The 20,453-nt window shown below is 71.7% G+C and carries 20 protein-coding genes and 3 pseudogenes; 14 read left to right on the top strand and 9 right to left on the bottom strand.

Annotated features, from left to right (window positions below; genetic code table 11):
* Nucleotides 1-102: 102 nt before the first annotated feature.
* Nucleotides 103-1,320: a type VII secretion-associated serine protease mycosin gene (gene mycP, locus EFK10_RS27745; RefSeq protein ID WP_407647159.1), complete on the top strand. Its 1,218-nt coding sequence runs from the start codon at nucleotides 103-105 to the stop codon at nucleotides 1,318-1,320.
* Here mycP and EFK10_RS27750 read toward each other — a convergent pair.
* Nucleotides 1,289-2,299 (bottom strand): serine hydrolase, encoded by a 1,011-nt coding sequence (locus tag EFK10_RS27750; protein WP_127358406.1) that lies wholly within the window; start codon nucleotides 2,297-2,299, stop codon nucleotides 1,289-1,291. The genes mycP and EFK10_RS27750 overlap by 32 nt on opposite strands.
* A gap of 97 nt (nucleotides 2,300-2,396) precedes the next feature.
* Between EFK10_RS27750 and EFK10_RS27755 the strand changes: the two genes are divergently transcribed.
* Nucleotides 2,397-3,182, top strand: a complete 786-nt coding sequence (locus tag EFK10_RS27755) for an SseB family protein (RefSeq protein WP_127358407.1) — start codon at nucleotides 2,397-2,399, stop codon at nucleotides 3,180-3,182.
* Nucleotides 3,183-3,314: 132 nt separating this feature from the next.
* Here EFK10_RS27755 and EFK10_RS27760 read toward each other — a convergent pair whose 3' ends face one another.
* Nucleotides 3,315-3,677 carry a DUF1844 domain-containing protein gene (locus tag EFK10_RS27760; RefSeq protein ID WP_127358408.1) on the bottom strand — a complete coding sequence of 121 codons (363 nt, stop codon included), beginning with the start codon at nucleotides 3,675-3,677 and terminating at the stop codon, nucleotides 3,315-3,317.
* Between the two features lie 315 nt (nucleotides 3,678-3,992).
* Between EFK10_RS27760 and infC the strand changes: the two genes are divergently transcribed.
* From infC to EFK10_RS50935, 10 genes are all read left to right on the top strand, one after another.
* The gene (gene infC / locus EFK10_RS27770; protein WP_127358430.1) at nucleotides 3,993-4,721 is read left to right on the top strand and encodes a translation initiation factor IF-3; all 729 of its coding nucleotides are present in this window, start codon (nucleotides 3,993-3,995) and stop codon (nucleotides 4,719-4,721) included.
* 111 nt (nucleotides 4,722-4,832) lie between these two features.
* Nucleotides 4,833-5,027, top strand: coding sequence for a 50S ribosomal protein L35 (rpmI, locus tag EFK10_RS27775; protein WP_127358409.1), 195 nt, complete (start codon nucleotides 4,833-4,835; stop codon nucleotides 5,025-5,027).
* Nucleotides 5,028-5,126: 99 nt separating this feature from the next.
* On the top strand, nucleotides 5,127-5,510 hold the full coding sequence (rplT, locus tag EFK10_RS27780; protein WP_127358410.1) for a 50S ribosomal protein L20: 384 nt from the start codon (nucleotides 5,127-5,129) through the stop codon (nucleotides 5,508-5,510).
* Between the two features lie 444 nt (nucleotides 5,511-5,954).
* Nucleotides 5,955-6,788 (top strand): TrmH family RNA methyltransferase, encoded by an 834-nt coding sequence (locus tag EFK10_RS27785; protein WP_127358411.1) that lies wholly within the window; start codon nucleotides 5,955-5,957, stop codon nucleotides 6,786-6,788.
* A gap of 40 nt (nucleotides 6,789-6,828) precedes the next feature.
* Nucleotides 6,829-7,950, top strand: coding sequence for a sensor histidine kinase (locus EFK10_RS27790; protein ID WP_127358412.1), 1,122 nt, complete (start codon nucleotides 6,829-6,831; stop codon nucleotides 7,948-7,950).
* Nucleotides 7,951-8,101: 151 nt separating this feature from the next.
* Nucleotides 8,102-9,232, top strand: coding sequence for a phenylalanine--tRNA ligase subunit alpha (pheS, locus tag EFK10_RS27795; protein ID WP_127358413.1), 1,131 nt, complete (start codon nucleotides 8,102-8,104; stop codon nucleotides 9,230-9,232).
* Nucleotides 9,232-11,730, top strand: a complete 2,499-nt coding sequence (gene pheT, locus EFK10_RS27800) for a phenylalanine--tRNA ligase subunit beta (protein ID WP_127358414.1) — start codon at nucleotides 9,232-9,234, stop codon at nucleotides 11,728-11,730. Before pheS ends, pheT begins: the two co-directional genes overlap by 1 nt.
* A gap of 420 nt (nucleotides 11,731-12,150) precedes the next feature.
* Nucleotides 12,151-13,389, top strand: a complete 1,239-nt coding sequence (locus tag EFK10_RS27805) for a PP2C family protein-serine/threonine phosphatase (RefSeq protein ID WP_127358415.1) — start codon at nucleotides 12,151-12,153, stop codon at nucleotides 13,387-13,389.
* A 74-nt stretch (nucleotides 13,390-13,463) separates the two neighbouring features.
* Nucleotides 13,464-13,748 carry a hypothetical protein gene (locus EFK10_RS27810; protein ID WP_127358416.1) on the top strand — a complete coding sequence of 95 codons (285 nt, stop codon included), beginning with the start codon at nucleotides 13,464-13,466 and terminating at the stop codon, nucleotides 13,746-13,748.
* Between the two features lie 484 nt (nucleotides 13,749-14,232).
* Nucleotides 14,233-14,361, top strand: coding sequence for a LuxR C-terminal-related transcriptional regulator (locus EFK10_RS50935; protein ID WP_240677500.1), 129 nt, complete (start codon nucleotides 14,233-14,235; stop codon nucleotides 14,359-14,361).
* Nucleotides 14,362-14,550: 189 nt separating this feature from the next.
* On the opposite strand, the gene EFK10_RS27820 is transcribed toward EFK10_RS50935, so the two are convergent.
* The gene (locus EFK10_RS27820; RefSeq protein WP_127358417.1) at nucleotides 14,551-15,411 is read right to left on the bottom strand and encodes a 3-hydroxybutyryl-CoA dehydrogenase; all 861 of its coding nucleotides are present in this window, start codon (nucleotides 15,409-15,411) and stop codon (nucleotides 14,551-14,553) included.
* Nucleotides 15,412-15,475: 64 nt separating this feature from the next.
* Nucleotides 15,476-15,850 carry a hypothetical protein gene (locus EFK10_RS27825; protein WP_127358418.1) on the bottom strand — a complete coding sequence of 125 codons (375 nt, stop codon included), beginning with the start codon at nucleotides 15,848-15,850 and terminating at the stop codon, nucleotides 15,476-15,478.
* A gap of 161 nt (nucleotides 15,851-16,011) precedes the next feature.
* Here EFK10_RS27825 and EFK10_RS27830 point away from each other — a divergent pair, with 161 nt between their 5' ends.
* Nucleotides 16,012-17,232 carry a glycoside hydrolase family 10 protein gene (locus EFK10_RS27830; protein WP_456318734.1) on the top strand — a complete coding sequence of 407 codons (1,221 nt, stop codon included), beginning with the start codon at nucleotides 16,012-16,014 and terminating at the stop codon, nucleotides 17,230-17,232.
* 193 nt (nucleotides 17,233-17,425) lie between these two features.
* Here EFK10_RS27830 and EFK10_RS53480 read toward each other — a convergent pair.
* The 5 genes and pseudogenes from EFK10_RS53480 to EFK10_RS50945 form a co-directional block, all read right to left on the bottom strand.
* Nucleotides 17,426-17,704 (bottom strand): annotated as a pseudogene (locus tag EFK10_RS53480) (MarR family winged helix-turn-helix transcriptional regulator); the annotation flags it as partial.
* Between the two features lie 47 nt (nucleotides 17,705-17,751).
* Nucleotides 17,752-17,955: a DUF1918 domain-containing protein gene (locus tag EFK10_RS27840; protein WP_127358420.1), complete on the bottom strand. Its 204-nt coding sequence runs from the start codon at nucleotides 17,953-17,955 to the stop codon at nucleotides 17,752-17,754.
* A 45-nt stretch (nucleotides 17,956-18,000) separates the two neighbouring features.
* Complete coding sequence (locus EFK10_RS52795; RefSeq protein ID WP_164836167.1) at nucleotides 18,001-18,435, bottom strand: hypothetical protein; 435 nt, start codon at nucleotides 18,433-18,435, stop codon at nucleotides 18,001-18,003.
* Nucleotides 18,436-18,547: 112 nt separating this feature from the next.
* Nucleotides 18,548-20,008 (bottom strand): aldehyde dehydrogenase family protein, encoded by a 1,461-nt coding sequence (locus tag EFK10_RS27850; RefSeq protein ID WP_127358421.1) that lies wholly within the window; start codon nucleotides 20,006-20,008, stop codon nucleotides 18,548-18,550.
* 98 nt (nucleotides 20,009-20,106) lie between these two features.
* Nucleotides 20,107-20,289: pseudogene (locus EFK10_RS50945) on the bottom strand (alpha/beta hydrolase); the annotation flags it as partial.
* Nucleotide 20,290: 1 nt separating this feature from the next.
* Between EFK10_RS50945 and EFK10_RS50950 the strand changes: the two are divergent.
* Nucleotides 20,291-20,446, top strand: a pseudogene (locus tag EFK10_RS50950) (winged helix-turn-helix transcriptional regulator); the annotation flags it as partial.
* Nucleotides 20,447-20,453 lie beyond the last annotated feature (7 nt).

The following is a 20,453-nucleotide window of genomic DNA, read 5'->3' on the forward strand; positions in this document are numbered from 1 at the left end:
CGGCCTCGGCGACACCGCGGGGGCCCTGTCCGACGCGGTGGACGCCCGGGTGCGGGCGGCGGCCAGGGCGCTCACGCCGTCGGCGGATTCGGAGGCGTCGCGGTGAGCCGCACCCTGCGCCGTACGGCCGCCACGCTCGCCGCCCTCGCCGCGCTGGCGGCATCGGCATCGGCCGCCCCCGCCCACGCGGACGCCGTACGGGACGCCGACTGGGCGCTCAACGCCCTGCACGCCGAGCAGGCCTGGCGTATGACCAAGGGCAAGGGCGTCACGGTTGCCGTCCTGGACACCGGAGTTGACGGGACCCACCCCGACCTCACCGGGCAGGTGCTCGCCGGCAAGGACATGGTCGGCTTCGGGGCGCAGCGCGGCGACAGCTCCTGGGCCCGGCACGGCACCGGCATGGCCGGGATAATCGCCGGGCACGGACACGGCGCGGGCGGGGCCGACGGAGTCCTGGGTATCGCGCCGGAGGCCAAGATCCTCCCCGTAAGGGTGATCCTGGAGGACAACGACCCGCAGCGGAAGAAGGCCCGCACCACACGCGGCGGCGCGCTCGCCGAAGGCATCCGCTGGGCCGCCGACCACGGCGCGGACGTCATCAACCTCTCCCTCGGTGACGACAGCAAGACCGCCCACCCGGAGCCCCAGGAGGACGAGGCGATCCAGTACGCCCTCGCCAAGGGCGTGGTCGTCGTCGCCTCGGCAGGCAATGGCGGCCAGCAGGGCAACCGCGCCTCCTACCCGGCCGCCTACCCCGGCGTGATCGCCGTCGCCGCCGTCGACCGCTACGGCAACCGCGCGGACTTCTCCACCCGCCGCTGGTACGCCGCCGTCTCCGCGCCCGGCGTGGATGTCGTCATCGCCGACCCCGACCGGCACTACTACGAGGGCTGGGGCACCAGCACCGCGTCCGCGTACGTCTCCGGGGCCGCCGCGCTGATCCGCTCCGCCTACCCCAAGCTGAGCCCGGCCCAGATCAAGGAAGTCCTGGAGGACACCACCCGGGACAACCCCTCCGGCGGCCGCAGCGACGCCGTGGGCACCGGCCTGATCGACCCCGCCGCCGCTCTGGCGGCCGCGAGCAAGCTCAAGGCCAAGGGGCCCACCCCGACCCCGTCGGCTTACGCGCAGCAGTACTTCGGCTCCGGGCCCGGCATCGCCCACCTGTCGGCAGCGGAGGGCGGGGGCGCCGGGCTGGGCGACGGGATCGCGGTCGCCTTCGCGGTCGCCGGGAGCGGGTTGACCGCCGCGGCGGTCGTGATGTGGCGGCGGCCCCGCCGGGCGTCTAGGAGTTCGCGTCGTCCGAGGCCTTATTGAAGGCCTTGACCGCGGCCTTCGCGGCTTCCTCGACCAGAGCCACGCCCCGGTTCATCGTGGTGCTGCCGTTGGAGGTGACCGCGACGAGGTAGGTGTGCCCGTCCGAGGTGACCCGGCCGATGCTGTTGATGTCCCACAGGCCGGTGGTGGTGCGCTGCAGCCAGCCGTTCTTGACCTCGAACTGCCCGGTGGAGGCGCTCGGCACGCCCCAGTCCTGGGAGGTGTTGACCTGGCCCATCAGGTCCTGGAGGTACGACTGCGAGGCGGCGCTCAGCACCGAGTCCTTGCCGAACACCACCCTCAGCAGCCGCAGTTGGTCCGCCGCCGAGGTCTGTGTGAGGCCCCACAGCAGGCCGCTGCCGCCGGTGGTCTCCTTGAGGCCGAAGCGCTGGTTGGCCGCGTTGAGCCCGGAGGCCCCTCCGATGTCGTTCCACAGCGCGCTGGCCGCCGTGTTGTCGCTGTTCTCGATCATGATCTTGGCGTTGGCTTTCTCCTGGGTCGTCAGATGACGCCCGGCGTCCTGCGCCTGCAGCAGAAGCGTCGCCAGGATGTCGACCTTGACGATGCTCGCGGTGTCGAAGGTGCCGCTTCCGTATACGGCGCTCTGGCCCGACGCCGTGTCCAGGATCGCCACCGAGTAGCGGGCGCTCGTTCCGCCCTCCACATCGGCCAGCCCTTTGCTGAGCACCTTGTCCCAGTCCACCACCGCCCTCACCGGTGCCTTCACGGCGACCGCCCTCCCGTAGCCCTGACTCGGCGTGGCCGAGGGCGAGGGCGAAGCCGGCGACGCGGCTCCGGCCGAAATGCGGCTCTGCGCCTTCACGTATGCGGTCGTACCCAGTCCCGTACCCAGCAGGACGGTGGTCACGACCGCGGTGAATATGACGGGGCGTGCTTTGCTCGGGCGCGTGCGGCGGGCGGCCCTGCGCCGCGGCGAGGGTTCGGCACGGTCCGCGCTCTCGGAGGTCTCGGATGCCATGCTCCGCGACGCTAGGTATCGAACCTACGTGCCCCATAGGAGTCAGGTAAAAATCCCCTGAGAAATTCACAACCGGAAGGCGGGCTACTCTCGACCCGTGGCGCTCAAGAACATCCCCGATTCCGGCTTCTCCGACGACGACGGCACCGCCGACCCCAGGCTCGCCGCCGCGCTCTCCGCGTACGATTCGGCTCCCGCCGACCGAACGGCCGAAGGCGAGGTGCTCACCGCACTCCGGGGCGCGCGGCTGCTGGTGCCCGTCGTGGCTCTGCTGGGAGAAGTGGAGACGGGGCCCGAGGGCCTGCGCCGCGAGAAGACCAGCGACATGGCAGTGCCCACCATCCAGGCCGCCGACGGCCGCCGCGCCCTCCCCGCCTTCACCTCCACGGAGTCACTGGCCCGCTGGCGCCCGGACGCCCGGCCCGTCGCCGTCCCGCTGGGGCAGGCACTCCAGGCCCTGGCGCACGAGAAGGCCGACACCCTGCTCATCGACATGGCCGGCCCCGTCCCGTACGCCCTCGCCGGGGAGGCACTGCGCGCCGTCGCCGACGGCCGCGATCTGAGCGACCCCCTCGCCGACCCGGCCGTACGTGACGCGGTCCGCGCCGCCGTCACCGCCGAGCCCGGCGTCGTACGTGCCTACCTGGTCCCGGCGCGGGACTCCGACGGCACCCTCGGCCTGGTCCTGGCGGAAGGCGCCGCCGTACGGGAGGTCGCCGAGCGCGTCGCCACCGCTCTCGCCGGCGCCGACATACTGCGCGGCACCCTGCGTCGCGGCCTGGACGTCGCCCTGCTGCCCGCCGAGGCGAAGCTCCCGGGCGAGCCGCTCTTTATCCGTACGCCGGCCCCGTGCTGCGATCCTCCGGGGCGGGACGCCGCGTAACCCCTGCGTGGGGGGCGCGGGGTGGCTGGAGCCGGCCGCTCAGCCGTACGCCGGCCCCGTGCTGCGATCCTCCGGGGGCGGGACGCCGCGTAACCCCCGCGTGGGGGGCGCGGGGTGGCTGGAGCCGGCCGCTCAGCCGTACACCGGCCCAGTGAACTTCTCGCCGGGGCCCTGGCCGGGCTCGTCGGCGATGACGGAGGCCTCGCGGAAGGCGAGCTGGAGCGACTTGAGTCCGTCGCGCAGCGGACCGGCGTGGTAGGAGCCGATCTCGGGGGCGCCGGCGGTGACCAGGCCGGCGAGGGCGGTGATGAGCTTGCGGGCCTCGTCCAGGTCCTTGTGGTCGGAGCCCTCCTCGGCGAGGCCGAGGTTGACCGCCGCGGCGCTCATGAGGTGGACGGCCACCGTGGTGATCACCTCGACCGCGGGGACGTCCGCGATGTCGCGGGTCATGGTGTCGAAGTCGGGGCGGTCGTTCTGCGGAGTCGCGTCGCTCATGCCTCACACGATAGGCCCAGCGCGGCCGATTACGGACTGCGGTCGAACGCTGGTATGCTTGACGATTGACCGGCTGGACACCCTGCGAGCCTCGCGCGAGCAGACCATTCAGCCCACAAGTGGAGGCTCCGATCTCCCACCTGGCCGACCGGAAAAGGTCGGCGGGTCCCGGTCAGGCGGTGCGCGTTCTCTACAGGACGTGCGGCCGCCCGATGCGCCCCGCGGGGAATACCGCGGCGGTGCTCCCGGTTGTGAGGAGCCCCGCCTGTGACCCGTTTCGGGGCGTTTTTTGCGCCTTGGCACGGGGTCGGACGGATAACAAGTGACGTAAACGCGGCTGTCGGCCAGTCAGTCGCGTGGTGCTACCGAGGAGGCCCCATCAGCGCCGAGCCCCGCATCAACGACCGGATTCGCGTCCCAGAAGTGCGACTCGTCGGTCCCAGTGGTGAGCAGGTAGGCATTGTGCCGCTTGCCAAGGCCCTGGAACTTGCGCAGGAGTACGACCTGGACCTGGTCGAGGTCGCGGCGAACGCACGTCCGCCGGTCTGCAAGCTCATGGACTACGGGAAGTTCAAGTACGAGTCGGCCATGAAGGCCCGTGAGGCGCGCAAGAACCAGGCGCACACGGTCATCAAGGAGATGAAGCTCCGGCCGAAGATTGACCCGCACGACTACGACACCAAAAAGGGTCACGTCGTCCGGTTCCTCAAGCAGGGCGACAAGGTCAAGATCACGATCATGTTCCGTGGCCGTGAGCAGTCGCGGCCCGAGCTGGGTCACCGGCTGCTGCAGCGGCTCGCGGGTGACGTCCAGGAACTGGGCTTCGTGGAGTCCGCGCCCAAGCAGGACGGCCGAAACATGATCATGGTTCTCGGTCCTCACAAGAAGAAGACCGAGGCCATGGCCGAGGCCCGCGAGGCGCAGGCCGCCCGCAAGGCCGGTCGCCTGCCGGAGAATCCGTCGGACGTCGAGCAGCAGGCGTACGACGACGCCCTCGCTGCCGAGGCAGCCGAAGCCGACGAAGCCGCCGACGAGAACAACTGACGGCGTAAGCCAGTCCCCGGAGCACCCGCTCCGGGTTTGCAATGAAGTACTGACGCTCTCCGTCCGCTTCCGGGCGGACGGGAGGGCCAGCGACGAGGAGACTACGGCGCCATGCCGAAGAACAAGACGCACAGCGGTGCAAGCAAGCGATTCAAGCTCACCGGCTCCGGCAAGGTTGTCCGCGAGCGCGCCGGCGTGCGCCACTACCTTGAGCACAAGCCGTCGAGCAAGACCCGTGCCCTCAGCGGCACCGTCGTGCTGTCCAAGCCCGACGCCAAGAAGATCAAGAAGCTTCTCGGCAAGTGACGGCCGCGCCCCCACCGGGGCGCGTCGCACTGAACCGGGACCTATCCGTTTTTCGGACCGCGTGAGTATCCCCCGCGGTCCCTCACTAGGAGTTATCAAGTGGCACGCGTCAAGCGGGCAGTCAACGCCCAGAAGAAGCGCCGGGCGATCCTCGAGCAGGCCAGCGGCTACCGTGGGCAGCGCTCCCGCCTGTACCGCAAGGCGAAGGAGCAGGTCACCCACTCCCTCGTCTACAACTACAACGACCGCAAGAAGCGCAAGGGCGACTTCCGTCAGCTGTGGATCCAGCGCATCAACGCTGCTGCCCGCGCCAACGGCATCACCTATAACCGCTTCATCCAGGGCCTGAAGGCCGCTCAGGTCGAGGTCGACCGCAAGATCCTCGCCGAGCTGGCCGTCAACGACGCCCCCGCCTTCGCCGCCCTCGTCGAGGTCGCCCAGAAGGCCCTCCCCGCCGACGTCAACGCCCCCAAGGCGGCCTGACGCCACGCGCTTCGCTCAGCTTGACCCGAGCCGTACGGGCCCGCAGGCGGATACCCGCCCGCGGGCCCGCCGCGCGTTCGGATTGTGGGGCTGCGCCCCAGGCCGCCCGGGTTCCCGACCGGGTTCCCGACCGGGGGCTCCGCCCCCTGGCCCCAGACCTCAGGGGTTCCCGCCCCGGGCCTCCCGGGGCGGGAAGTAGGCAGTCCTCCCCCAGCTGGAGGCTGGGAGGTGCCCCCAAGGCGGGACGGGCCGGCCCAACCCGGCCACGGACCGGCGGCCGCCGACGCACCCTCGCCCACCCGCCGTCGGAGTGCGCACCGTTTGCCGGGTGCGGGTGGGTTGGGCCCACCCGCACCCACAGCTTCGCGTGGGGGCACCCCCACCTCGCTTCGCTCGCCCCAGCGGGACGACTGCCCCCAACCCACGAAATGAGTACCTCGCTCAATGCCTGGCCCTGAGCTGACTTCCCTGCGCTCCCCGCGCGTCACCGCCGCGCACCGGCTCGCGAAGCGCAGCTTCCGCGGCAAGGAGCGCCGCTTCATCGCGGAGGGCCCGCAGGCGGTGCGCGAAGCGGTCCCGCACCTGATCGAGGTGTACGCGACGCCGGACGCGGCCGACCGCCACGCGGACATCGTGGACGCGGCACGAGCGGCGGGCGTACCCGTGCTGACGGCAACGGCCGAGGTCATCGCGGAGATGTCCGACACCGTCACCCCGCAGGGCATCGTCGGGTTGTGCCGTTTCCTGGACCGGCCGTTCGAGGAGATCCTCGCCGGGCGCCCGAAGCTCGTGGCCGTACTGGCCAATGTCCGGGATCCCGGCAACGCCGGCACCGTGCTGCGGTGCGCGGACGCCGCCGGGGCGGACGCCGTGGTCCTGACGGACGCCTCCGTGGACCTGTACAACCCCAAGGCCGTACGGGCCTCGGCCGGCAGCCTCTTCCACCTCCCGGTCGCCGTCGGGGTCCCCGTGGAGACCGTCGCGTCCGGGCTGCGCGCCGCGGGCGTACGGCTGCTGGCCGCCGACGGCGCGGGGGAGCGGGACCTGGACGCGGAGCTGGACGAGGGGACGATGGGCGGGCCGACGGCCTGGATCTTCGGGAACGAGGCGTGGGGGCTGCCGGAGGAGACCCGCGCACTCGCGGACGAGGTGGTGCGCGTGCCGATCCACGGCAGGGCGGAGAGCCTCAACCTGGCGACGGCCGCCGCTGTGTGCCTTTATGCGTCCGCCCGCGCGCAGCGCGCTCCCGGAGGGTGCCGCTCCGTAACAATCAGCTAGTAGTGTGGCGCCCCGGGGGCCCTGGAAAGGGGATACGGGGATGGATGCTGTCAGGACGAGCGGCGGGTCCGCCGGTCACGCCGTGCCGGGTTGGGCGGAGATCCTGACCGAGTACGGCCTGACGCTGGACGATCTCCCCGACGGGCTCGTGGTCGCCGACGAGAGCGGTCGGGTCATCTGCTTCAACACCGCCGCCGCCCGCATCACCGCCCTGGCCCCGCCTGCCGTCATCGGCCTGCCCATCGACCAGGCGCTGCCGCTGGAAGACCTCGAGGGCCGCCGTTGGTGGACGGTCACTGACCCCTACCAGGGCCTGGTCACCCGCACCGGGCAGCCCGAGCGCAATCTGCTGCTCCCCGGCGGCCGCGAGGTGCTGGTCTCCGCGAAATACGTCCGTACGTACCCATGCGGCCCCGTCCACCGGCTGGTCGTCACCCTGCGCGGCACCGAGGCGCGGCGGCGTACCGAGCGCAGTCACGCGGAGCTGATCGCCACTGTCGCGCATGAGCTGCGGTCCCCGCTGACCAGTGTCAAGGGTTTCACCAGGACACTGCTCGCGAAGTGGGAACGCTTCACCGACGACCAGAAGAAGCTGATGCTGGAGACGGTCGACGCCGACGCCAACCGCGTGACCCGGCTGATCGCCGAGCTGCTGGACATCTCCCGCATCGACTCCGGCCGCCTGGAGGTCCGCCGCCAGCCGGTCGACATCGCCGCAGCCGTGCAGCGGCATGTGGACGCTCTGGTGGCCGCCGGGCAGCGGGCCGACCGTTTCGCCGTACGGGTCGCCCAACCGCTGCCCGCGCTGTGGGCCGATCCCGACAAGATTGACCAGATCCTGGGCAACCTGCTGGAAAACGCGGTGCGCCACGGCGAGGGAACTGTCACCATCGAGGTGGCACCCGCGCCGTCCAAGGCGCAGACGGAGGGAACAGCGGTCACCGTGAGCGACGAAGGCCCCGGCATCCCGGAGGAGTCGATGAGCCGCGTCTTCACCCGCTTCTGGCGGGGCAGCAAGCGCGGTGGCACCGGCCTGGGCCTCTACATCGTCAAGGGCATCGTCGAGGCCCACGGCGGCACCATCACCGTCGGCCGCGCGCCCGGCAGCGGCGCGCAGTTCCGATTTATTCTGCCCGTCGGGGCACCGGCCTTCATGGCCTGAGCAATCAGCTGGATAGCCGTCTGAGTTATCCACCGGCTCCGACGGGCGTGACCAGCCGATCCTCGCGACCCCAGTAGACTCGACCCCTGGCACTTGTCGGTCGGGGCATTCGGGCAGGGCCGCGCCAGCACCCACATCGGAACGGGAAGAAATGTCGGCACCCAATAAGTCGTACGACCCTGTCGAGGTCGAGACACTGAAACCGGAAGAGATCGAGCGCATGCGCGACGAGGCGCTCGCCGCGATCGCGTCGGCCGCCGACGTCGACGCGTTGCGCGAGGTGAAGGTCGCCCACGCCGGAGACCGCTCGCCGCTGGCGCTCGCCAACCGCGAGATCGGCGCGCTTCCGCCGCACGCCAAGGCCGAGGCCGGCAAGCGCGTCGGCCAGGCGCGCGGCGCGGTCAACCAGGCGCTCAAAGCCCGGCAGGAGGTGCTGGAGGCCGAGCGCGACGATCGCGTGCTGGTCGAGGAGGCGGTGGATGTCACGCTGCCCTACGACCGCCGCCCCGAAGGCGCGCGGCACCCGCTGACCACCCTCTCCGACCGGCTCGCCGACATCTTCGTGGCCATGGGCTACGAGGTCGCCGAGGGCCCCGAGGTCGAGGCCGAGTGGTTCAACTTCGACGCGCTCAACATCTGGGCGGACCACCCCGCCCGCACGATGCAGGACACCTTCTTCGTGCAGGGCAAGGAGGGCGGGAAGGACGGCGAGGAGAGCGGTGTCGTGCTGCGCACGCACACCTCCCCGGTGCAGATCCGCTCGCTGCTCGACCGTGAGCCGCCGGTCTACGTGATCTGTCCCGGCCGCGTCTACCGCTCCGACGAGCTGGACGCGACCCACACCCCGGTCTTCACCCAGATCGAGCTGCTCGCCATCGACGAGGGCCTGACCATGGCCGACCTCAAGGGCACCCTCGACCACATGGTGCAGTCGCTCTTCGGTGACGACATCACCACCCGGCTGCGCCCGAACTACTTCCCCTTCACCGAGCCGTCCGCCGAGATGGACATGGTCTGCTACGTCTGCCGTGGCGAGTCGGTCGGCAACCCCGACCGCCCCTGCCGGACCTGCTCCTCCGAGGGCTGGATCGAGCTCGGCGGCTGCGGCATGGTCAACCCCCGGGTGCTCATCGCCTGCGGCGTGGACCCGCAGAAGTACAGCGGCTTCGCCTTCGGCTTCGGCATCGAGCGGATGCTGATGTTCCGCCACAAGGTCGAGGACATGCGAGACATTGTCGAGGGTGACGTGCGCTTCACCCTTCCGTTCGGGATGGAGATCTGATGCGGGTCCCGCTTTCTTGGCTGCGGGAGTACGTCGACCTGCCCGCCGGTGAGACCGGTCGCGACGTCCAGGCCAAACTCATTTCCGTCGGCCTCGAGGTCGAGACCGTCGAGCAGCTCGGCGCCGGGCTCAAGGGCCCCCTCGTCGTCGGCAAGGTGCTCACCATCGAGGAGCTGGAGGGCTTCAAGAAGCCGATCCGCTTCTGCACGGTCGACGTCGGTACCGCCAACAGCACCGGCGAGCCGCAGGAGATCGTCTGCGGCGCCACCAACTTCTCCGTCGGCGACAAGGTCGTCGTGATCCTCCCGGGCGGCGTCCTGCCCGGGAACTTCGAGATCTCCGCGCGCAAGACCTACGGCCGGAACTCGCACGGCATGATCTGCTCCGCCCGCGAGCTGGGCATGGGCGACGACCACGACGGCATCATCGTGCTCCCGCCGGAGCACGAGGCCGGCACCGACGCCATAGAGCTGCTCGAACTCGTCGACGAGGTCCTGGACATCGCCGTCACCCCCGACCGGGGATACTGCCTGTCGATGCGCGGCGTCGCCCGCGAGACCGCCATCGCGTACGGGCTGCCGCTGCGCGACCCGGCGCTGCTGGACGTGCCGGGCCCCAACTCGTACGGGTACCCGGTCGAGGTCTCCGACCCGGCCGGCTGCGACCGCTTCACCGCCCGTACGGTGACCGGCCTCGCTCCCGAGGCCCGCTCGCCGATCTGGCTCCAGCGTCGGCTGCAGAAGGCCGGCATGCGGCCCATCTCGCTGGCCGTGGACGTCACGAACTACGTGATGCTCGAGCTGGGCCAGCCGCTGCACGCGTACGACCGTGGCCGCATCGACGGCCCGATCGGCGTGCGCCGGGCCCAGCCGGGCGAGAAGCTCACCACGCTCGACGGCGCGGTGCGGGTCCTCGACCCCGAGGACCTGGTCATCACCGACAACCGGGGCCCGATCGGCCTGGCCGGCGTCATGGGCGGCGCGAACACCGAGATCGCCGACCACGACGACACCGCCGGCGCGACGGCGGACGTCGTCATCGAGGCCGCGCACTTCGACCCGGTCTCGATCGCCCGTACCGCGCGCCGCCACAAGCTGACCTCCGAGGCGTCCAAGCGCTTCGAGCGCGGCACCGACCCGCAGGCTGCCTCCGCCGCCGCCCAGCGGACCGTGGACCTCCTGGTGCTGCTCGCCGGCAGCACCGCCGAGTCCGGCGTCACGGAGATCGTCGCGCCCTCGGCGCCGCACACCATCTCCATCCCCGCCGACCACCCGGACCGCGTCGCGGGCATGGAGTACGGCCGCGAGACGGTCGTACGCCGCCTCCAGCAGGTCGGGTGCGACGTGTACGGCTCCGACGAGCTGGTCGTCACCGTGCCGAGCTGGCGGCCCGACCTCACCGACCCGAACGACCTCGCGGAAGAAGTCATCCGGCTCGAGGGCTACGAGAACCTGCCCTCCACCCTGCCCAAGCTGCCGTCCGGGCGTGGCTTGACCGAGTCGCAGCGGCTGCGCCGCCGGGTCGGCCGGGCGCTGGCCGGAGCGGGCTATGTCGAGGTCCAGGCCTACCCCTTCATCGGCGAGGGCGTCTTCGACCAGCTGGGCCTCGACGCGGACGACCCGCGCCGGGTCACCGTCAAGCTGGCCAATCCGCTCTCCGACCAGGAGCCCGCGCTCCGTACGACGCTACTGCCGGGCCTGCTTGGCACGCTGCGGCGCAACGAGGGCCGGGGCAACCACGACCTCGCCCTCTTCGAGACGGGCCTGGTCTTCCGGCCGACGGGCGACGAGCCCGCCCCGCCGCGCCTGCCGGTCGACCGCCGCCCGACGGACGCCGAGATCGCGGCCCTCGACGCAGCGCTGCCCCGTCAGCCGCGCCGCGTCGCGGTCGTGCTGACCGGTGCCCGAGAGCCGGCCGGCTGGTGGGGCAAGGGCTACCCGGCGGGCTGGGCCGACGCGGTCGAGGCCGGCCGTACCGTCGCCCGCGAGGCCGGGGTCGAGCTGACCGTCCGCAAGGACCAGCAGGCCCCCTGGCACCCGGGCCGCTGCGCCGCGCTCTACGCCGGGGACACCCTCGTCGGCCATGCCGGTGAGCTGCACCCGCGCGTCATCAAGGCCCTGCACCTCCCGGAGCGCACCTCCGCCATGGAGCTGGACCTTGACCTCGTGGAGCGGGCCTCCTCCGGCCCGGTCGTCGCCCCGCATGTGTCGCCCTTCCCGGTGGCCACGCAGGACGTCGCCCTCGTCGTCGACGCCGACATCCCGGCGGCCGACGTCGAGTCCGCCCTCGGCGACGGCGCGGGCGAACTCCTCGAGTCCCTGCGCCTGTTCGACATCTTCACCGGCGAACAGATCGGCGAGGGCAAGAAGTCCCTCGCCTACGCGCTTCGCTTCCGCGCGCCGGACCGCACCCTCACCGCCGAGGAGGCCTCGGCGGCCCGCGACGCGGCGGTCTCCACCGCCGCCGAGCGCACGGGCGCGGTGCTTCGCGGCGCGTAGCGCTACCGCTGGGCCTTGGCTGTTGGGGCGCCTCCCGTTCCGGGGGGCGCCCCTTTGCGCCTACGGCGGGTGTTTCCCACCCGCAACCGCCCGTGCGGACCCTCCCCCAGAGGGGGTGCCCCCAGCGGCTGCGGCTTTCTACCCGGGGCTCTCCCCCACCCCGGACCCCGGCGGAGGCTCCGCCCCCTGCACCCCAAACCGGCCACGGGCCGGTAGGCGCGAACGAGCGGCAACCGTCCACCTGCGGTGGCGTCGAGGCTCGCGCCCCGCTGGGTCTCGTCCCTCGAACGGGTGAAATGGGTCGGGGGGTGTCGGAGTGGGGGCGGGGAGTCGCGAGAATCAGTCGCGGATGAGGGCCCGCGGGTGCGGGAGCGGTTCTGTTGCCGACCGCGTCAACGGCTTCTAGGGGGAGCCGGCGGGATGATTCGAACCAGAGCGACGATTCGGGTGCGCGGGCTGGCGGTGTTCCTGCTACCGGGGGTGTGGGTGGCGGGGGTGCTGGCGGTGGCGCTGTTGGTGCCGGGCGGAGTGCACTGCGTGTCCGCGGTGGCGGTGGCACCGGTGATCGCCTGTGCGGGGAGCGGGCGGCGTCGGTGTGTGGCGATGAGCGGGGCGCTTGCGCTCGTCGCGCTGGCCGTGGCCGCGGCGGTGGCCGATAAGGACGAGGGGTTCGCGCCGCGCTCGGGCACGGCCGTGACGACGCTCGCCGTGGTGATCCTGTGCCTCTGGCTTGCCGACCGCAAGGTGCGGCTGGCCGCCGAGCTGGACCGTACGCGGGAGATCGCCGTGGCGGCCCAGCAGGTGCTGCTGCGCCCCCTGCCGCGCCGGGTGAACGGGGTGGCGGTCGCCGGCGACTACCTCTCGGCCAGCCAGGGTGCCCACATCGGCGGGGACCTGTACGAGGTGCTGGCCACGCCCTACGGGATGCGGGCCGTGATCGGCGACGTACGCGGACACGGGCTCGCCGCGATCGGTACGGTCGCCGCGCTGCTCGGCGGCTTCCGCGAGGCGGCGCACGACGAGCCCGACCTGGGCGGCGTCCTGCGGCGGCTGGACCGCACCCTCGCCCGGCATCTGCGTGAGCGTGCGTACGCCGAGCACCCGGCGGTGGCGTCGGCGCCGCCCGAGGCCCCGGCCGCCGAGGAGTTCGTGACGCTGCTTCTGCTGCAGTTGGGCGAGGACGGCGGCACCCAGCTGATCAACTGCGGTCACCCGCCCCCGTACCGGATCAGTGCGGACTGCCCGGGCGGTGTGTGCGCGGCACAGATTCAGGCCGGTGAACCGTTGCCGCCGCTGGGGCTGTTCGAGCCCGGCGACGACCTGACCGCCGTCCGCTGCGGGCCGTTGCTGCCGGGGCAGGCGCTGTTCTGCCACACCGACGGCGTGGCCGACGCCCGGGACGCTGCGGGGGTGTTCTTCCCGCTCACCACCGAGCTGGAGGAGGCCGCCCGCGCCTCGGTCCGTGGTGGGTCGCTCTGTGCGCGGGTGCTCGTCCAGTCGATGAGCTCCCGCTTCCTGCGGCACACCAAAGGCCGCCTCACCGACGACATGGCGCTGCTCCTCCTGCACCGGGACGCTCCGCTTGTCCCCGCGCAGTTCGCTCAGGCAGCGCACGTACGGAAGGCGGCGCGGCGGCTCCCCGGAGTGCCGCGCCGCTGATCGTCCCTCACCCTTGGTAGATATATGGGCGATTCATGAGGAAATCGCCCATACCGAGAAGAGGGAGGGCAGGCATGGCGACGCCCACCGTCATCGCACCCGCAGGAGAGTTGATCGCCGTCATCGGACCCGACACCGAGCAGCGCGCCGGACTGCTGCTCGCGCTCGCCCGCACCCCCTGGGCCACCGGCCCCGCCGTCACCCCTGACGCCGACCCCGACCTCCCCGCCGCCTGGGCCGAACTGCGCCGCGCGGCCGACGACGGCGCCACCGTCATCGCCGCCTGCGAACGCGCCGAGGACGCCGGACCCTACGCCCACCGCATGGTCCTGCTCCCGCACCCCGACGGCCACGCGTGACACAGGCCATTGACAAGCGACTTGCCAGTAGCTTGTCATGTCCAGATGCCGTCCATGATCGGGCGTCGGGAGCTCCTCGACCACACCCGGACACAGCTGATCGCCAATCCCGGCGTGCTGCTCGACGGGCCGGCAGGCATCGGCAAGACCACCCTGATCGACGCGCTCACGCCGCCGCCCGGCGGCACCGTGCTGCGCTGCGCGCCCGACGAGGAGGACACGAGGCTGCCCTTCGTCGGGCTGATCGACCTGTTCGCCAAGGTGCCCGAGGCGTACGTCGAGGGGTTGCCGCCCGCGCCGAGGGCGGCTGCCGCTTCCGCTCGACCTGGCCCGTACGCTCATCGCCCTCGGCGCCGTCGAACGCCGCTCGCGCCGCCGCACGGTCGCCCGGGCCGCGCTCACCGAGGCCCTGCGGATCTGCGGCGAGGCCGGCGCCGCGCCCCTGGAGGCCAAGGCCCGCGAGGAGCTGCACCGCCTCGACGCCATGGAACGCGGCGGCGGGGGAGGACCCGAACTCACCGCCACCGAACAGCGCGTCGCCGAACTCGTGGGCGGTGGCGCCACCAACCGCGAGGTCGCCGCCGAGCTCTACATCAGCGTCAAGACGGTCTAGGGCACCCTCTCCCGCATCTACCGCAAATTCGGCGTCCGCTCCCGCACCGCCCTCGCCCACGCGATGACCGTCGCCGTCCTCGCCTCCGGCGCCGCGATCGCCCCGGCGGATATGGACATCGACGCGGCGGATCGCCCCGCTATCTCCGCCGCCGCCGATCCGTCGGCGCGGGCGCGGCCGTAAAGCGCGCTACGAGTAGTCGTAGAAGCCGTGGCCGGTCTTACGGCCGAGCCGCCCCGCGTCGACCATGCGCTGGAGCAGCGGCGGGGCGGCGTACAGGGGTTCCTTGTATTCCTCGTACATCGAGTCGGCCACCGACGCGACCGTGTCCAGACCGATGAGGTCGGACAGCTTGAGCGGCCCCATGGGGTGGGCGCAGCCCATTTCCATGCCGTTGTCGATGTCCTCGCGGCTGGCTATACCGGACTCGAACATCCGGATCGAGGACAGCAGGTACGGGATGAGGAGGGCGTTGACGATGAAGCCCGAGCGGTCCTGAGCACGTATGGCGTGCTTGCCGAGGACGTCCGTGACGAGCTTCTCGGCGCGGAGCAGCGTCTGGTCGCCCGTGGTGAGGGCGGGGATGAGCTCGACCAGCTTCTGGACCGGGGCGGGGTTGAAGAAGTGGATGCCGAGGACCTGGTCGGGCCGCGAGGTGGCGACGGCCAGCTTGACCAGCGGTATCGAGGAGGTGTTGGAGGCCAGGATCGCGTCGGGCCGGGTCACGACCTGGTCGAGGACCTGGAAGATCTCGGTCTTGACCTGCTCGTTCTCCACGACGGCCTCGATGACCAGGTCCCGGTCGGCGAACTCCCCGAGGTCGGTGGTGAAGGTCAGCCGCCCAAGGGCCGCGTCCCGCTCCTCCTCGGTGATCTTGCCGCGCTCGGCGGCCTTCGTGAGGGAGTTCGTCAGACGCGTACGGCCGAGCTCCAGAGCGTCGCCGGTGGTCTCGGCGACCCGGACGTCCAGTCCCGATCGGGCGCACACCTCCGCGATGCCCGCGCCCATCTGGCCGCAACCCACTACACCGACGAGTTGGATGTCGTTCAACGCCTGGCCTCTCCCTGGTCCGATCGCACCGATCGACATTACACCTGCGTGGATGACACACGAATTACGCCCCCAGAGCCGTCCCGGCCACCGCCGTACCCACTGCCACGCCGACCCCCAGGGCGGTGTTCGCCCAGGCATTGGCCTCGGCCGGGTGATCGCGAGCCGTACGGGCCACCCAGAGGTAGGCCGCCACAATCGCGGGAGACACGCAGCCGCCTACAGCGGGCAGGCCCACCGCCCACCACAGCGGCGAGCGGAGCGAGACGGGGGTACCCCCGGACGGAGTCTGGGGGAGGGTCCCGAGCAGCAGCCCGGCGAGGAGCACGGCCCCGGCCGTGAGCAGCAGCGCCCGCCGCAGCGGCGCCGCCGGATCGGGCAGGCGGCCCTGGACGACGGCGCCGACCGCGCTGCCGGCGGACATCAGAGCCAGCAGCATCCCGCGCCCCCGGGCAGCGCGTCCGCCCCCGGCAACGGAAGGGGCTTTCCGGGGTCGGCTGACACGCCGTCAGAGTGTGGAGATTGCTCCTCGCCCCTCAGGCCGCGCATCATCAGCGGAACATGACGGACGATCAGGGGGCACGCATGGGCATGGACACGGTGGGCCGGCACATCACGCGCCGTGCGTTCGCGGGAGGTGCCGCCGGGGCGGCGTTGGCGCTGTCAGTGGCCGGTGAGGCGTTCGCGGCTCCCCGGTCGCAGCTGCGCGGTATGTGGATCGCCACCGTCGCCAACCGTGACTGGCCGTCCTCGCGCGGCCTGTCCGTGTCCCGGCAGCGGCGGGAGCTGCTCGACCTGCTCGACTGCGCCGCCGACCGCAGGCTCAACGCGGTGATGTTCCAGGTCCGGCCCACCGCCGACTCGTTCTGGCCGTCATCGTACGAACCCTGGTCCGCATACCTCACTGGCACCCAGGGTCGCGACCCCGGCTGGGATCCGCTGGGCACCGCCGTCCGCGAGGCGCACCGGCGAGGGCTTCAGCTGCACGCCTGGTTCAACCCCTACCGCATCGCCAACAACACCGACCGCTCCCGGCTGGTGCCTCGCCACCCCGCCCGCGTGCACCCCGACTGGGTGGTCCCGTACGGCGGCAAGCTCTACTACAACCCCGGCCTGCCCGAGGTCCGCCGCTTCGTCCAGGACGCGATGCTCGACGCGGTCAGGCGCTACCCCATCGACGCCGTCCACTGGGACGACTACTTCTATCCCTACCCGGTCGCCGGCAAGTCCTTCGGCGACGACTACGCGTACGACCGCTACGGCTCCGAGTACCGCAACCGCGCCGCCTGGCGCCGCCACAACATCGACCTGCTCGTCCACGAGATGGCCTCCCGCATCAGGCTGATCCGCCCCGGCACCCGCTTCGGCATCAGTCCCTTCGCCGTCTGGCGCAACCGCGGCACCGACCGGCTCGGCTCCAACACCCGGGGGGGCGTCCAGACCTACGACGACCTGTACGCCGACACCCGCGGCTGGGTCCGCAAGGAGTGGATCGACTACATCGTCCCGCAGGTCTACTGGCACCTCGGCAACTCGGTCGCCGACTACGCCGAACTGATCCCCTGGTGGTCCGATACCGTCGCCGGCACCCGAGTCCGCCTCTACATCGGCGAGGCCCTCTACAAGGCCGGCGCCGCCCGCCAGCCCCGGGCCTGGCGGGACCCCACCGAGCTGTCCCGGCACCTCAGCTTCGACGCGGACTATCCGCAGGTGCGCGGCAACGTCTTCTTCGCCGCCAAGGATGTCGCCAACGACCCGATGGGTGCGATGAACCGGGTCGTGGCCGACCACTACGGCACCCGCGTCCAGCCGCCCAAGTAGCGGCCAGGAGCCGGCGGCTAGCGTGGCAGTCCGGCCTCGCCCGCCAGTGTGGCGAGCGCCCGCTGCAACGCGGCGCGGTCGGCGGCCCCCGGGACGCCGTCAGTTCCCCGTCGAGAGCGCGTGCGGCCCGCGTGCAGTCGGCGAGCAGCGCCTGCCCCTGTTCGGTGAGGCTGAGCTTCTGCCGGCGGCGGTCGTCCGGGTCGCGTACGCGCTCGATCGCGCCCAGCGACTCGAGCTGGTCGGCCAGTGAGACGACCAGGCTCGGCGCCACATCCATGGTGGCGGCCAGTTCCTGCTGGGACGCGGGCGTGCCCGAGCTGAGGATCGCCATGAGCCCGACGTGCTTGGGCTTGACGCCGTACGCCTCGACTGCCGCCGCGAAGCGGGCCGAGACGATCGTGATGGCGGTCGGCGGCGGCCATCTGCGCGGCCGTACACCTTGCCCCGGCCGGATGGCTGGCCCGGCGCACACGCGACCCCATGACCGCGGCGGTCGCCGCGGTCATGACGTGACGGACTTCAGAGTGGCCGAGTTTCGCCCGACTTGTGCGTCACGACGCAGTCCGGCCCGGGGGACAGCACGCACTCGTGGCCGTCCTCGTAGCGCACTCGGTACGGCGGTTCCCCGCCCTGGCCCATGACCTCGGTGATCTGCGCATCCCGGTCGTGCTGGCCGACGACCCGGCCATGCTGCTTAAGGGTGTCTCCCACATTCGCGTGCATCCGACCCGACCTCCCTAGGCGCGGTCTCAAGGCTGCGCCTCCAGTCTAGGGTCGGCGGCCGAGTATGCATCCCCGCGCACGCACGCCATCATCCGGGCATCCGGCACCCGCCGGTAGCCCGCCCACAACGGCCCCCCCGCACCCGTCGAGGACAGCGGCCACCGCCTCGGCGAACGGCCCGCGCGGGCCGCCGCGCACGCGTGACGCGAGGGCGATGGCGACGGCAGCGAAGGTGCTGGTCGTCGGCATGGACGGGGTGCGGTTCGACCGGCTGGCCGAGTCCCGCCCGCCGGTGCTGACGGAGCTGATGGCTCGATCGACACGATCCGCGCCCGCGAGAGCTTCCTGGATGAGCGGTGGACCGTCCTCGTCACGACGGACCACGGCCATCGGGACGAGGGCGGCCACGGTGGGGTCACCCACGCCGAACGGGAGGGGTTCGTCGTGCTCGCCGAGGCGGACGGGCACCTCGGCGAGCACGTCCCGGGGCTGGACAACCCCCGGCTGGTGAACATCGCGCCCACCGTGCTGCACCGGCTCGGTATCCCGATCGAACCCGCTTGGGGGCTCGACGGAGTGCCGTTGCCCGGTCCTAGAACGGGAAGTGCGCGTGCTGGGTCGCCAGGGTGACCCAGCGGGTGTTGCTGAAGGCCTCGATGCCCCAGCGGCCACCGAAGCGGCCGTAACCCGAGGCATGGAAGCCGCCGAAGGGGGCCTGGGGCTCGTCGGCGACGGACTGGTCGCCGATGTGGACGATGCCGGTGCGGAGGCGGCGGGCCACGGTGAGGCCGCGGGTGCCGTTCTCGGTGATGATGCCGGCGGTGAGGCCGTTGTCGGTGTCGTTGGCCTTGGCCACGGCCTCGTCGTCGCTGGCGAAGGTGTCGATGACGCACACCGGGCCGAAGGCCTCGCCGTGGTAGAGGTCGGCATCCCTGGGCACGTCGCGCAGTACGGTCGCCGGGTGCACCGCGCCCTCGGGCTCGCCGCCGCCGGTGAGGACGGTGGCACCCTTGGCGGTGGCGTCGGCGACCAGGCGGGCCACGCGCTGCGCGGCGGCGGCGCTGACCAGGGGGCCGATGACGGTGGTCGGCTCGGCCGGGTTGCCGGAGGGCAGCGCGGCGACCTTGGCGGTGAACTTCGCCGTGAACTCCTCGGCCAGCGACTCGTGGACCAGGATACGGTCGCCGGACATGCAGATCTGGCCCGCGTTCATGAACACGCCGAAGGTGACGGCGTCCACGGCGTAGTCCACGTCGGCGTCGTCGAGCACGATGATGGCGTTCTTGCCGCCGAGTTCGAGTACGGCCGGCTTGAGGTGGGTCGCGGCATGCGTGCCGATGATCCGGCCGATGTTCGTCGACCCGGTGAAGTTCACCGCCCGCACCCGCGGGTCCGAGACCAGGGCCTCGGCGACCTCGGCGGCGTCCTCCGGCGCGTTGGTGACGACGTTGAGCACGCCGTCCGGCAGCCCGGCCTTCTTCAGCACGTCCGCCACGAACAGCCCGCACGCCAGCGGCGCGTCTTCGCTGGGCTTGACCACCACCGTATTGCCCGCCGCCAGCGGTGCGGCCACGGCCCGTACGCCCAGGATGACTGGCGCGTTCCAGGGGGCGAACGCCGCCACCACCCCGACCGGCTCCCGTACCGCGAGGCCGAGGGCGCCCTCTTCCTGGGCGGTAAGGACCTCCCCGCGCGGGGCGGTGATCGCGGCGGCGGCCTCCCGCAGCATGTTGGCAGCCAGCGCGACATTGAAGTACGCCCACGGCCGCGTGCCGCCCGCCTCACCCGCCATCAGGTCCGCGGCCTGCTCGCCCCGCGCCTCCAGCAGATCCGCCGCCTTGAGGAAGATCGCCCGCCGCGCGAACGGACTCACCGCCGCCCAGTCCGCGAACGCCGCCTGCGCGGCATCCACCGCCAGCGTGATGTCCTCGACGCCGCCCGCGGCCAGGGTGGCGTACACCTCGCCGGTGTAGGGGTTGATGTCCTCGGTTGTCCGGCCCGACACGGCAGGCACGTCCTTGCCGCCGATCAGCAGCTCACGATGGATGGTCATCAGCGGCAGTCCTTTGCTCGCGGTCCCGTGCGTTCGCCTAGTGAACTATCGTTCATCGACTCTGTGACTTCGGAGTCTGCGAGTGCCCACCGATCCTGTCAACGGCTCGGCGGCGATCCGCTACCCGAGTCGATCGTCCGACCGATCGGACAAGGGGCCCCCATGAACGGTTCCAGAAGGCCGAGCAGTCTCTCGGGGCGGTGCAGCGGGATGATGTGGCCACAGTCCTCGATGAGGTGGCCGACGAGGTCGTCGGTGAGTGGTCGTAGCTGCTGTTCGAGCCTGGTCAGCCGCCGGGTGGAACCGACGGTCCCGCCGCGCGTCCACTACCGGCTCACCCCGCGGCCTGTCGCTGGAAGAGCTGCTGGCCATGGTCCTGCGTGGGCCGAGGAGCACATGGCCGAGGTCGACCGCGCCAACCAGCGCAGCCAGGATTGACCGAGTG

The sequence above is a fragment of the Streptomyces soli genome (genome assembly GCF_003999195.1).
Lineage (GTDB): Bacteria > Actinomycetota > Actinomycetes > Streptomycetales > Streptomycetaceae > Actinacidiphila > Actinacidiphila soli.

Coding starts and splice junctions, on each gene's coding strand:
- EFK10_RS27750 (WP_127358406.1), bottom strand. CDS start 2,299: ATGGCATCCGAGACCTCCGAGAGCGCGGACCGTGCCGAACCCTCGCCG.
- EFK10_RS27760 (WP_127358408.1), bottom strand. CDS start 3,677: ATGAGCGACGCGACTCCGCAGAACGACCGCCCCGACTTCGACACCATG.
- rpmI (WP_127358409.1), top strand. CDS start 4,833: ATGCCGAAGAACAAGACGCACAGCGGTGCAAGCAAGCGATTCAAGCTC.
- EFK10_RS27785 (WP_127358411.1), top strand. CDS start 5,955: ATGCCTGGCCCTGAGCTGACTTCCCTGCGCTCCCCGCGCGTCACCGCC.
- EFK10_RS27790 (WP_127358412.1), top strand. CDS start 6,829: ATGGATGCTGTCAGGACGAGCGGCGGGTCCGCCGGTCACGCCGTGCCG.
- pheS (WP_127358413.1), top strand. CDS start 8,102: ATGTCGGCACCCAATAAGTCGTACGACCCTGTCGAGGTCGAGACACTG.
- pheT (WP_127358414.1), top strand. CDS start 9,232: ATGCGGGTCCCGCTTTCTTGGCTGCGGGAGTACGTCGACCTGCCCGCC.
- EFK10_RS27805 (WP_127358415.1), top strand. CDS start 12,151: ATGATTCGAACCAGAGCGACGATTCGGGTGCGCGGGCTGGCGGTGTTC.
- EFK10_RS27810 (WP_127358416.1), top strand. CDS start 13,464: ATGGCGACGCCCACCGTCATCGCACCCGCAGGAGAGTTGATCGCCGTC.
- EFK10_RS50935 (WP_240677500.1), top strand. CDS start 14,233: ATGGAACGCGGCGGCGGGGGAGGACCCGAACTCACCGCCACCGAACAG.
- EFK10_RS27825 (WP_127358418.1), bottom strand. CDS start 15,850: ATGCTGCTGGCTCTGATGTCCGCCGGCAGCGCGGTCGGCGCCGTCGTC.
- EFK10_RS27840 (WP_127358420.1), bottom strand. CDS start 17,955: ATGCACGCGAATGTGGGAGACACCCTTAAGCAGCATGGCCGGGTCGTC.
- EFK10_RS27850 (WP_127358421.1), bottom strand. CDS start 20,008: ATGACCATCCATCGTGAGCTGCTGATCGGCGGCAAGGACGTGCCTGCC.